Raw genomic sequence first — 12,186 nt, forward strand, 5'->3', positions numbered from 1 at the left:
CGGCTGTGCCCGGGACCCTCACTTGATTCCGGTGGTTGCGATGCCCTCGATGATGAAGCGCTGCAGCAGCAGGAACACCACGAGGATGGGCAGGACGACGACGCATGCGCCGGCCAGGAGAAGCCCGTAGTCGGTCTGGTTCTGGCCCGTTGAGACGAGGGCCAGGGCGACGGGCAGCGTGTAGGTCTGCTCGGTGGAGGCCACCACCAACGGCCACAGGAAGTTGTTCCACGAAGCGAGGAACGTCAGGATCCCGAGGGTGGCAAGTGCCGGGCCGGCGAGTGGCAGGAAGAGCCGGAAGAAGATCCCGAGCTCGCTGGCACCGTCGAGTCGTCCCGCCTCGAGGATGTCCCTGGGCATGCCGAGGAAGAACTGCCGCATGAGGAACACCCCGAACGGTCCCACCAGGAACGGCAGGAACAGCGCAGGCAGCGTGTTGCCCAGGCCCATGTTCACCACCAGGACGAACTGCGGGATGAACGTGACGAGCCCCGGGATCATCAGCGTCCCGAGCACAGCACCGAAGATGATGCGCTTGCCCGGGAAGTTCAGGTGGGCCAGGGCGTAGCCGAGCATGGAGCAGAAGATGAGGTTGGAGACGGTCACCACGACAGCGACCACGGTCGAGTTGAAGAAGTAGCGGCCGAAGGACAACCGGTCGAACAGCCGGGCGAAGTTGTCCAGCGTGGGCGCGTCGGGGAAGAAGTTCGGGGGCACCCGGAGCAACTCGCCCTGCGTCTTCAGGCTGCCCAGCACCATCCAGATGAACGGCATGATGACGATCAGCAGGAGGATGCTCAGGATGACGTAGAGGATTCCCATGGAGCGTGACCTGGTCATCACTTCTCCCTCGTCGCGCGGAACTGGATGATCGTGACGATGACGATGACGATGAAGGTCATGTAGGCCATCGCGCCGGCCACGCCGTAGTTGCCGAACCCGAACTGCTGGTAGGTGTACATCGAGGCCGAGATGGTGCTGTTCAGCGGCCCGCCGTCGGTCATCACGAACGGCTCCTCGAAGAACTGGAGGTAGCCGATGGTGGTGGTGACCATCACGAACAGCAGGGTCGGGCGGAGGATCGGCAGGGTGATGTACCAGAAGCGCTGCCAGGAGGTCGCACCGTCGATGGCGGCTGCCTCGTGCAGGCTCCAGGGCACGGCCTGCAGACCCGCCAGGAAGATGATCATCGCTGTGCCGAAGTTGCGCCAGGTGGCCATGACGATCAGCGACAGCAGGGCAGTGCGGGTGTCGCCCAGCCAATTGGGGCCGTCGATCCCCACCCAGCCCAGCACCGTGTTCACCAACCCGCTGTCGGGCTGGAGCAGGAACCGCCACACGACGGCGACGGCGACGATGCTGGTGATGACGGGGGTGTAGAAGCCCACGCGGAACAGGCCGCGGAACTTCGTGATGCCCTTGTTGAGCGCCACCGCCAGGGCCAGCGCGACTCCGATGGTGAGGGGAACCCCCACCACGACGAAGATCGCGGTGTTGAGAGCTGCCTTCTGGTAGACCGGGTCGCTCAGTGCCTTGATGTAGTTGTCGAACCCCACGAAGTCGACCGCGAACGGTGAGCGGATGTCGGAGATGCGGGTGTCGGTGAAGCTCATGAACATGGACTGCACCACCGGCCACAGCGTGAACACCGAGAACAGCAGCACGAACGGGAGCGCGAGCACGATGCCGGCCCGCGCCTCGCTCGCGTTCCGCTTACCGGAACGCGAGCGAGGCTTGAGGTCGGGCTTGGCGGCCACGGTCGTCATGGGTCAGCCCATGCCGATCGAGGTGGCCTCCTGCTGAACCGCGGCCAGTGCTTCCGCGGGATCCGCGCCGGTCTTGGTCACCTGCTCCACCTGGGAGTCGAAGGTGTCCGCGATCTGCTCCCAGGTCGGGATCGACGGCGGGGCGTAGGCGGTCTCGAGCTGCGTGCCGAACTTGGCAAGCTTCTCGTCGGCCGAGAGTTCATCGGAGTCCCAGGCGGACTGGACAGACGGCAGGTCGGTGCTGATCTTGAACCACTCCACCTGAGTCTCCTCCTGCGTGAGGAAGTCCACGAACTTCCACGCGGCATCGCGGTTGTCCGTTGACTTGAACACGCCGAGGTTCGAGCCGCCGATGAAGGAGGCGCTCATCTCAGCCTCGGGCATCGTCATCACGTCGTACTTGTCGGCGAAACCCTCACCGCCGACGTCCTCGACTGCGGCCATCATCCACGGACCCGAGATGAACATCGGGACGTCGCCCGATACGAAGTCGGACTCCGTGGTGCCCTCCGTCGGGGCGTCATTGGCGATGCCCTCGGTGAAGAACGACTGGTAGTAGGCCAGTGCCTCGGCGTTCTGCTCGGACTCGAAGGTGAACTCGGTGCCGTCCTCATTGGTGATCTGGCCACCGTTGGACCACATCAGGGGAAGCACGGTCTGCCAGGAGCCGGTGCCGCCGGGCTGGAGCGCGATGCCCCACTTGGCGCCCGCCTCCTGCATCTTCGCGGCCATCTCCTTCAGGCCGTCCCAGTCGGTGGGGGTATCGGTGATCCCGGCCTGCTCGGCGAGATCGGTGCGGTAGTAGACCAGACGCGTCTCGACGTACCACGGGACGGCGTAGGAGACGCCGTCGACGACGGTGGTCTGCTGGGCGCCTTCGAAGAACTTGCCGCCGTCGATGAGGTCGGGGGTGGGATCGAGTGCGTCGAGGCCGACGAACTCGCCCATCCAGGTGGTGCCCACCTGCGCGACGTCGGGGGTGGTGCCCGCGGCGATGGAGGCGGTGAACTTGTCGTGCGCCGAGTCCCAGGGCACCGGGGTGACGTTGATGTCGACGTCGGGGTTGTCAGCCTTGAACAGTTCGACGAGTTCCGGGAGTTTTTCACCCTCGGCGCCCATCGCCCAGACTTCGAGGCTGCCGGTTGCGGGGCCCTCGGAGATGGGGGTGGTCTCGACGTCGCTCTCGCCGTCGGGGGATTCGGGGGTTTCCTCGCGCCCGCAGGCAGCGAGGCTGATCAGCGACAGCACAGCTGTCAGTGCCACGAGGGCACGCTTACTGTTCTTCATTGAACTTGGCCTTTCCGTTCGGTGTGGTGGTTACGGGTTGTCCCTTGCTGCAGCCGCAGGATTCGCGGTGCACGAGGGTGGTGGGAAGGACTGTGACGTCGTCGACGGGGGAACCGGAGAGCATCTGGTGCAGGTGCTCCGCTGCGGTGGCGCCCAGTTGGGCGACGGGTTGACGCACGGTGGTGAGGCCGGGGCGCAGGTAGCGGGAGACGCGGATGTCGTCCCAGCCGACTACCGAGATGTCGGCGGGGACGTCCACCCCGAGTTCCTGCAGCTCGTAGACGATGGCGACGGCGATCTCGTCGTTGCCGCACACCAGCGCGTCGTGCACGAGGCCGTCGTCGACGAGGCGGCGCGCGAGTCGTCGGCCGTTGTCCTCGTCCAGTTCCACGGAGATGTTCGACGGCGTCTCCAGACCCGCTTCACCCAGGGCCGCGCTGAAGCCGCGGTAGCGGGCGGCGATGTCGGAGCCCGGGTCGACGGGGCCGACGAAGGCGAACCTGGTGCGACCCAGCTCGACCAGATGGCGGGTCAGTCGGGTCGCGGACTGCTCGGACTCGGCATAGATGGCGGGCAGTCCGGGCAGCTGGGTCCTGGCGACGGTGACTGTCGGGCGGCCGGTCGCGGCCTTGGCGACCAGTGCGTCGGTGGCGGCGCTGCGTGCCATGAACGCCAGGGCGTCGACGTGGCTGGTCAGCCGGCGCAGGGCCTGCCGCTGGTCGGCACTCGGGTCCGCCCGGAGGAGGACGACGGAGCAGTCGAGTTCGCTGGCACGGGACTCGAAGCCGACTGCCAGTTCCGCGTAGTAGGTGCCGGTGACGACGGGCAGGACCATGCCGAGCGACCGCACTGGCGAACCCGCGAGAGCCTGCGCCGCCGCCCGGGGGACGTAGTGGAGTTCCTCGGCGGCCTGCTGGACGCGCAGCCGGGTGCCCTCGGTGATGCGGGGATCGTTGCGAAGCGCTCGCGAGACCGTCGACGTGGCGACTCCCGCACGTCGGGCCACTTCGTAGATGGTCACGAGCATCTCCGGCGGTCCTCCTCGACCTCTCGTGGTAGGCGGGGTGTCCTTTGGAGGCTCCCCTGCGCACCAATCTGTGCAATCTGTGCAATCTGTGCAAGCGCTTGCATGTCACAGTAACTCGCGGTCGAGTTCATGTGCAAGCGCTTGCACATCTCGTTACCAAACCGTGCCCTGGGGTTCTCCCGCCTGCCGACGGCGCGCGCGGGGATCGCGTCCGTCCCGGCCCCGGGCGCCCTCCCCCCACGTCGGGCGGTGCTGGTGGCCCTGGCGATTCACCAGCGTTATCACTCGCCACCAGCCGTACAGCGCTGGTCACGACGAACAACGCTGGTCAACCGACGGAAGCGCTGGTCAACCCACGGAAGCGCTGGTCAACCCACGGAAGCGCTGGTGAACCGACGGAAGCGCTGGTCAACCGGAGCGACCCACCGCCTGAGTCCTGGCCCGGTGGCCACGCCGTCCCCCGACGTCGCCCCGGCGCCGCCCTCTGCGATTCACCAGCGTTATCGCTCGCCACCAGCCGTAGAGCGCTGGTCACGACGAACAACGCTGGTCAACCCACGGAAGCGCTGGTGAACCGACGGAAGCGCTGGTCAACCGGAGCGACCCACAGCCCGAGTCCTGGCCCAGTGACCAGGGCCGTCCACACGACGTCGCCCCGGCGCCGCCCTCTGCGATTCACCAGCGTTATTGCTCGCCACCAGCCGTAGAGCGCTGGTCACGACGAACAACGCTGGTCAACCCACGGAAGCGCTGGTGAACCGACGGAAGCGCTGGTCAACGGAGCGACCCACCGCCTGAATCCTGGCCAAGTGGCCAAGCCGTACCCCCGACGTCGCCCCGGCCCCGCCCCCCTGCGATTCACCAGCGTTATCGCTCGCCACCAGCCATACAGCGCTGGTCACGACGAACAACGCTGGTCAACCCACAGAAGCGCTGGTGAACCGACGGAAGCGCTGGTCAACGGAGCGACCCACCGCCCGAGTCCTGGCCCAGTGGCCAAGCCGCCCCCCCCGACGTCGCCCCGGCCCCGCCCTCTGCGATTCACCAGCGTTATCGCTCGCCACCAGCCGTACAGCGCTGGTCACGACGAACAACGCTGGTCATCCCACGGAAGCGCTGGTCAACCCACGGAAGCGCTGGTGAACGCGACCAACGCAGGCGAGCGCCGTCGAGGTGTGGGTCGATTGCCGCCGAGGCCGACGACGGACGCCGAGCGACCGCGTCGACCATCACACTCACGACGGCGGACTCCAGTGTGCGATGGATCGCCGGAAGGGCGGGCCAGCCGTATGCTCGACGACATGGACGGCGAGACCCGAGCGCTCGAGGCGCTGCAGCAACTCGGCATCAACCACCAGGTCACCCGGCACGGCCGGGTGAGGTCGCTGGAGGAGGCCGCGGCAGCGCGCGGAATCGACCCGCGCGACCTCATCAAGACCCTCGTCGTGCGTCGGGGAGACGACGACTACCTGTTCGTGCTCGTCCCAGGCGACCGCGAGTTCTCCTGGCCCAAGCTCCGCGCGCTGCTCGGCGTGAGCCGGCTCTCCATGCCCGACGCCGAGACCGCCCGCGACGTCACCGGCTACGAGCGCGGCACGATCACGCCCTTCGGCGCCCTGCATCCATGGCCGGTGATCGCCGACGCGGCCATCGTTGGGCGCGTGATCTCCATGGGCGGCGGCGGCCACGGCGTCGGGGTCACCGTCGCCGCCGACGACGTGATCGCAGCCTTCAACGCCACCGTCGCCGACGTCTCCGACCAGTAGGCCGACGACCCACCAGCCTCGCCGACGACACCCAGCCTCGCCGACGACCCTCACGCCGACGCCTCCGAACAGCACGCAGCCGAACCACCCGTATCAAGGCCCCACCGCGGCCCTCTTGGTTGGTGAACGCCCCACCGGGGCACCACCAGAAGGAGTCGCACCATGCCTTTCCCGACGAACATCGTCCACCCGAGCGGAGCCAAGCTCACGCTCGTCCCTGACAAGGTGCTGGTCAAGGTCGCGGCGGGTCGCACGGCCCGAGCCGAGGACCCGCTGTCCAAGCTCGGCCTCGTACCCCTCGACGACGGGGCGCAGCGTCGCTCCGGCCCGACGGCCAGCGGTGAGGAGGCCAAGGCCGACCGCCCCAACGCCGCGATCAACAACTCACCCGACCTCGTGTTCACGCGGACCGAGGACGGCAAGAAGTTCAAGCCTGCCGCTGACCAGACGGTCTCCGACGACGGCGCCAAGTGGGTCGCACCGGTCTACGCCGCGGAGTTCAGCGGGACAACCGAGTACCTCTCCCCCGCCGCCGACGCCCTGGTCATCCCCACCGTCGCCGCCGACGACCCGCGCAACGCCGAAATTCTGGCCAAGTACGGACTCGTGCGCGACGAAGCGCGCAGCGAGTACCTGGGCGACTACGACCTGTTCACCGTCGAGGCGGGCAACCGGCCTGCCTACGAGATCCGCGACGAACTGTCCAAGCAACTCGGCACCGAGGTGAAACTGGAGTTCATCCCCATGCTGGTGCCAGTGGCCATGAACCCGAACGATCCGCTGTTCGGTTCGCAGTGGGACATGGTGCGCATCGGCGCCGGCGGCTCCGGCACCACCGGCTGGGACCTCCAGCGCGGCGCGAACACCGTCACCGTCGCGATCCTCGACGAGGGCGTCGACCTCAACCACCCGGACCTCGCGGGCAGCTTCCTCAACAACGGCATCAACCTGGGCACCATGTCCGGGACGGGCGCGCCGACGGGCAACCACGGCACCCCGTGCGCCGGCATCGCCGCGGCACCACTGGACAACGCCGTGGGGACCGCGGGGGTCGCGGGCGGCGCCCGGATCCTTCCGATCGCCTTCCAGAACTGGACCGACACCGAGGTGGCGGCCGGCCTCCGGTACGCCCGGGCCCAGGGTGCGCGCGTGGTCTCGATGAGCTTCGGCTGGAACGCATGGGACCCGGCCATCATCGACCCGGCCATCGCCGAGGCCCATGCCGCGGGGATGGTGCTCGTGGCAGCCACGCACAATCACAACACAATGAACGGCATCACCTACCCGGCGACGAACCCGCTCGTGATCGCCGTCGGCGCCTCGGACCAGAGCGACAACCGCAAGTCCCCGGCCAGCCCCGACGGCGAGCCCTGGGGCTCCAACTGGGGTCCGCAGATCTCGGTGGTGGCTCCGGGCGTGCGCTGCCCGGCACCTGACCGGACCGGCGGCAACGGCTACACCGGCAACGATTACACGATGACGTTCAACGGCACCTCAGCCGCGACGCCGCACGTCGCCGGCCTGGCCGCGCTGCTGATCTCACGCAAGCCGTCGATCACCAACGTCGAGGTCCGCCGCATCATCGAGACGACGGCGGCGAAGGTGGGCACCGTCGCCTACGCCAACACCCCGGGCCGGCCGAACGGCACCTGGAACAGCGAGATGGGCTACGGCCGCATCGACGTCCTTGGCGCGGTTCGTGCCATCCGGCGGATCCCGAAGTTCCGCTGGGAGGACGACGTGCCGGTCATCAAGCGCTGGTACCGCGATTTCGACGAGGTCATCCCCAAGCGCATCCGGGAGTTCGACAAGTACGTAGTCGAGATCGACGAGGTCAAGCACACCGGCCGCGAGGTCGACGACCTGGGAATCGACGTCCTGCGGGACCCGGTGGTCCAGGAACTGCAGGTGCGGCTGGAGCACCTGGAGAAGAACATGGAACGGATCGGCGCCGCGTTCATCGACCAGGACTACCGCCCGGACCTGGACCAGCCTCGATGATCATCCTCCTGGCCCACGGGCCGGATCCGTGGGCACCCGAGCTCGCCCGACAGGTGGAAGGCCTGTCGGGCGAGCCGACCCGCGTCCTCACCCCCCGCGACCTCTCGCGGCGCGGGTGGGCACTGCCGTCGCCGCCGGACGGCACCGGCCGGCTCGTGGTCGACGGCGAACCGGTGGCCGAGGCAGACGTCGGCCTGGTCGTCGCACTCCTCGAGGACGTGCTCCCCGAGGAACTGGTCTGGATCCGCGAGGAGGACGCGGACTACGTCGCCGCGGAGATGACGGCCTTCCTGCGGTACTGGCTGGCCGGCCTGCCGGAGCGAGTGCTGGTGGCGCCCGGCGCGTGCTCGCTGGCCGGGCCTGACCACCCCGTCGGCGCCTGGGCCGACGCGGCCGGCCTCGCCGCCGCCGCACCAGGACGGCGCGACTGGCGGCAGTGCCGGGAGGTCTCGGTGGCCGACGGCGTGGCCACCGGCGACGCCTCCCCGCGGCTCCGCGCCGCGGCCACCGCCATGGCACGCTGGGCCGGGCTGCCGTGGCTGCGGGCGTTCTTCGCCCCCGACACCGAAGAGCTGTGGTCAGTCTCGCCGCTGCCCGCCCTCGCGCACTCGACCGGGGCGGCCGCGGGCGTGATCGCCGCGGCGCTCGACGGGAGGCGGGCGGCATGATCGTCCTCGCCGGGCTGCGCGACGACCCCCCGCTCGAGGCGGCGCACACCGCCGCGCAGGGACTCGGCCTCGACGTCGCCTTCGTGGACCTGGGCGGCCCCGGAGCGCGGTTGCGGGGCACCGTTCTGGAGTCCCAGGGCACCGAAGTCGACCTGGACGACGCCACCGGGCTGTACCTGCGCGGCCACGGCGCCGCAGACCCCTACCTCGTGGCCTGCTTGCGCGACTGGGCCGAGCGCGCGCCGTCGACGGTGCGGGTGGTGAACCGGCGTGCCGGGGCCGCCACCAACGCCTCCAAGCCCGCCCAAGGGCTGCTGATCGCACGGGCCGGGTTCGAGGTCCCCACCGGCCTGCTCACCACGGACCCCGCCGCCGCCCACGCGTTTGCGCTGCGCCACGGGAAGGTGATCGTGAAGTCCACCAGCGCGGTGCGCAGCATCGTGCGGCTGGTCCGGGCCGACGAGGACTTCTCCGCCGTCGAGTGGTGCCCCACCCAGTTCCAGGCGTGGGTGCCGGGCGTCGAGTTCCGGGTCCACGTCGTGGGGGACAGCGTCTTCACCCACCGCGTCCTGTCCGACGACGTCGACTACCGCTACGGGTCGGCCGCCGTCACACCGGACGAGCTCCCCGCCGACGTCGAGGCCCGCAGCTGGCGCCTGACCAGCGAGCTCGGCCTGGAGCTGGCCGGGCTGGATCTGCGCCGCACCCCTGAGGGCCGGTGGTTCTGCTTCGAGGCCAACACGTCGCCGGTGTGGTCCGCCTATGACGCCGACGGCGCCATCGCCGACGCACTCGCCCGCAGGCTCGCGGCGGTGGCCTAAGGCCTAGGCTGGGGCGGTGATCGACCTCCCCACAGCGTCCTGGGTGGTGCTCGCCGCGGCCGCCCTGCTGATCGGGGTGGCCAAGACGGCCCTGCCGGGCGCGGGCACGCTCGCCGTCGCCGCGTTCGCCGCCGTCCTGCCCGCACGCGAGTCGACCGCCGCGCTCCTTGTGCTGCTGATCGTCGGCGACCTGGTGGCCATCTGGACCTACCGCCGCGACTGCGACTTCCAGGCACTCCGCCGCCTGGTGCCGACGGTGCTCGTGGGGCTGGTCCTGGGCGCGGTGTTCCTGGCCCTGGCCGACGACACCGTCATGCGCCGCACCATCGGCGTCATCCTGCTGGCGCTCATCGCCCTCACGCTCCTGCTGATGCACCGCGGCACGCTGTCCAGCGACGCCACGCTCACCAACCCGCGGGTGCGAGGCGTCTACGGCGTCCTGGGCGGGTTCACGACCATGGCGGCCAACTCCGGTGGCCCGGTGATGACCATGTACTTCCTCGCGGCCCGCTTCGACATGGTCCGGTTCCTGGCAACCCAGGCCTGGTTCTTCTTCTGCGTGAACGTCGCGAAGCTGCCGTTCTCGATCGGGCTGGGGCTGCTGCAGACCGACATGCTGCCCGCCCTGGCGGCCCTCGTCCCCCTGGTCCTTCTTGGGGCGTTCGTCGGCCGACGGTGGGTGAAGCGGCTGGACAAGGACCTGTTCCAGCGCATCATCATCGTCCTGACGGTGCTGTCGGCGCTCTACCTGCTGCGCTGACCCGCTTCGTCGGCCCGCTGCCCGCGGACGCGGGCGAGGTGGCTGGGCGCCACCTGCTGGCGGCTCTTGCCCTTGCCCGCGCCCTCGTCGTCGCGCGGCGGCGGGGGCTCCTGCAGTGCCGGGTCGGCCTCGTCGCGGGCCGCCCACTCCAGGAGCGTGTCCAGGCGGTGGTGCACGTCGTCGATGCCGGCGTGCAGTTCCCCGACGTCGGCCAGCCGGGCCGGCACCGTCGCGAGCGTCAGCTCCCGGGGTTCGACGTCTGCCAGCTCGTCCCACCGGAAGGGGGCCGACGCCGTCGCCCCCGGCAGGCCGCGCAGTGAGTAGGTGGCCGCCAGGGTGTGGTCGCGGGCGTTCTGGTTGTAGTCGACGAACACGGCGTCGGGCGCGCGGTCCTTGCGCCACCACGCCGTCGTCACGTCCTTCGGCAGCCGACGCTCCAGCTCGCGCGCGAAGGCCAGGGCCGCGCGCCGCACGTCCTCGAACTCCCACTCCGGTTCGATCCGGACGAGCACGTGGACGCCGTTGCCGCCGCTGGTCTTCGGGAAACCGGCGATCCCCAGTTCGTCGAGGAGGTGCCGGGCCGCGTCGGTTACCCGCCGGACCTGCTCGAAGGTGGCCTTGGGGCCGGGGTCGACATCGATGCGCCACTCGTCGGGGCGGTCGACGTCGGCGCGACGAACGTTCCAGGGGTGGAACTCGACGGTGCTCATCTGGACCGCCCAGATGACCTGGGCGACCTCTGAGACGCACAGCTCGTCGGCGGTCAGGGAGTAGCGCGGGAAGAACAGCTCCACCGTCTCGACCCAGTCAGGCGCCCCTTTGGGAAGCCGCTTCTGGTGGACCTTCTCCCCCTCCAGTCCGTCGGGGTAGCGGTGCAGCATCGTCGGCCGTTCCCGCAGCGCACGCACGATCCCCTCCCCGACGGCCAGGTAGTACTGGGCCACGTCGAGCTTGGTGTGACCGTGCTCGGGGAAGTACACCTTGTCCGGGCTGGAGAGGCGGACGGTGCGCCCGCCCACCTCCAGCTCCACTGCCGGGCTCTTCTTGGTGGCCATGGGTACATGCTCCCCGCGCCCGCGGGGCGGTGGCAAGGGCTCAGCCGATGACTTCCTGGACCTCCGGGTCATCCAGGTTGTCCGCGCTCACCCAGACCGACTCGGAGACGATGTCGCGCTCGCTGGGGAACTCGCCCTTCGACGCGGCGAGCAGGATCTCGACGGTCTGGTAGCCGATCCCGAAGGGGTTCTGCACGATCACGCCGGCGATCGCGCCCTCCTCCACCAGGGTGAGGACGTCGGGGGTGGCATCGATCCCGACGACGACGGTGTCGCTGCCCTTGGCCACCACCTCGTCGGCGATGGCGACGGCGGAGTCGTCGTCAGTGCCGAAGAACCCGACCAGGTCGGGGTGCGCCTGCAGGATGCCCTGCGCCTTGTCGCGGGACTTGGCGGGGTCGGACTCGCCGTTCTGGATGTCGACCACCTCCAGGCCCGGCGCGTTCTCCTCCAGGTAGGAGATGAAGCCGTCGCGCCGTTCGGCGGCCGTCCCGAGTTCGCCGTGTGCGATGACCGCGACGGAGCCCTCGCCGCCGGTGAGTTCCACCAGCCGCTCGGCGGCCTGCGCCCCCATGCCGGAGTTGTCGGAGGCGACGGTGGCGAACGGGATGTCGGAGGTGGCCAGCGGGGTGTCGAAGATGGCGACGGGGATGCCCTTCTTCTCGGCCTCTTCCAGCAGGCGGGGCGAGCCGTCCTGGGCGCCGTCCTGCGGCGCGAAACCGATGCCGAGCGGCGCGTCGTTGATGGCTGTCTCAAGCATGTTGAGCTGCTTGTCGCCCTCGGATTCGGTGTCGGTGCCGTTGAAGGTGACGTCAACCCCGAGGTCGTCGCCGGCCTTCATGGCGCCGTCGCGGACCTTGATCCAGTAGTCGGCCGAGTTGGCCTTGGCGATCAGCACGATGCGTCCGGCGTCGTCACCGTTGCCCTCGTCCGTGGGGCCAGCAGTTGAACAGCCGGCCAGCGCCGCCGTCATGGCCAGTCCCAGTGCAGCGGTGATGAGTCTTCTCACATTGTCTCCTTGGTCGATTTCCCACC

11 protein-coding genes are annotated in these 12,186 nt (G+C 69.3%); 5 read left to right on the forward strand and 6 right to left on the reverse strand.

Annotated features, from left to right (window positions below):
* Positions 1 to 18: 18 nt before the first annotated feature.
* The 4 genes from LKO27_RS14870 to LKO27_RS14885 are packed head-to-tail and all read right to left on the reverse strand — an operon-like array spanning position 19 to position 4,080.
* Entirely contained in the window at positions 19 to 840 is an 822-nt protein-coding gene (locus LKO27_RS14870) for a carbohydrate ABC transporter permease (protein WP_227738302.1), read from the reverse strand.
* A complete protein-coding gene (locus tag LKO27_RS14875; protein ID WP_227738303.1) occupies positions 840 to 1,766 on the reverse strand; it encodes a carbohydrate ABC transporter permease in 927 nt (308 codons plus the stop codon). The genes LKO27_RS14870 and LKO27_RS14875 overlap by 1 nt, the downstream gene beginning before the upstream one ends.
* Positions 1,767 to 1,769: 3 nt before the next feature.
* Positions 1,770 to 3,053 (reverse strand): sugar ABC transporter substrate-binding protein, encoded by a 1,284-nt coding sequence (locus LKO27_RS14880; protein WP_227738304.1) that lies wholly within the window; start codon positions 3,051 to 3,053, stop codon positions 1,770 to 1,772.
* A complete protein-coding gene (locus tag LKO27_RS14885; protein WP_227738305.1) occupies positions 3,040 to 4,080 on the reverse strand; it encodes a LacI family DNA-binding transcriptional regulator in 1,041 nt (346 codons plus the stop codon). Before LKO27_RS14885 ends, LKO27_RS14880 begins: the two co-directional genes overlap by 14 nt.
* 1,301 nt (positions 4,081 to 5,381) lie before the next feature.
* Here LKO27_RS14885 and LKO27_RS14890 point away from each other — a divergent pair.
* The 5 genes from LKO27_RS14890 (at position 5,382) to LKO27_RS14910 (ending at position 10,096) form a co-directional block, all read left to right on the forward strand.
* Positions 5,382 to 5,846 carry an aminoacyl-tRNA deacylase gene (locus tag LKO27_RS14890; protein WP_227738306.1) on the forward strand — a complete coding sequence of 155 codons (465 nt, stop codon included), beginning with the start codon at positions 5,382 to 5,384 and terminating at the stop codon, positions 5,844 to 5,846.
* A gap of 162 nt (positions 5,847 to 6,008) precedes the next feature.
* Complete coding sequence (locus LKO27_RS14895) at positions 6,009 to 7,847, forward strand: S8 family serine peptidase (RefSeq protein ID WP_227738307.1); 1,839 nt, start codon at positions 6,009 to 6,011, stop codon at positions 7,845 to 7,847.
* A complete protein-coding gene (locus tag LKO27_RS14900; RefSeq protein WP_227738308.1) occupies positions 7,844 to 8,515 on the forward strand; it encodes a hypothetical protein in 672 nt (223 codons plus the stop codon). The genes LKO27_RS14895 and LKO27_RS14900 overlap by 4 nt, the downstream gene beginning before the upstream one ends.
* The gene (locus tag LKO27_RS14905; protein WP_227738309.1) at positions 8,512 to 9,336 is read left to right on the forward strand and encodes a RimK family alpha-L-glutamate ligase; all 825 of its coding nucleotides are present in this window, start codon (positions 8,512 to 8,514) and stop codon (positions 9,334 to 9,336) included. The genes LKO27_RS14900 and LKO27_RS14905 overlap by 4 nt, the downstream gene beginning before the upstream one ends.
* Positions 9,337 to 9,352: 16 nt before the next feature.
* A complete protein-coding gene (locus LKO27_RS14910; protein ID WP_227738310.1) occupies positions 9,353 to 10,096 on the forward strand; it encodes a sulfite exporter TauE/SafE family protein in 744 nt (247 codons plus the stop codon).
* On the opposite strand, the gene ligD is transcribed toward LKO27_RS14910, so the two are convergent.
* Both ligD and LKO27_RS14920 read right to left on the reverse strand, forming a co-directional pair.
* Positions 10,081 to 11,151, reverse strand: coding sequence for a non-homologous end-joining DNA ligase (gene ligD, locus LKO27_RS14915; RefSeq protein ID WP_227738311.1), 1,071 nt, complete (start codon positions 11,149 to 11,151; stop codon positions 10,081 to 10,083). The two genes, LKO27_RS14910 and ligD, sit on opposite strands and share 16 nt — an antisense overlap.
* 40 nt (positions 11,152 to 11,191) lie before the next feature.
* Positions 11,192 to 12,160, reverse strand: coding sequence for a substrate-binding domain-containing protein (locus LKO27_RS14920; protein WP_227738312.1), 969 nt, complete (start codon positions 12,158 to 12,160; stop codon positions 11,192 to 11,194).
* Between the last annotated feature and the right edge of the window lie 26 nt (positions 12,161 to 12,186).

It is taken from the genome of Tessaracoccus sp. OS52 (genome assembly GCF_020687685.1).
Taxonomy (GTDB): domain Bacteria; phylum Actinomycetota; class Actinomycetes; order Propionibacteriales; family Propionibacteriaceae; genus Arachnia.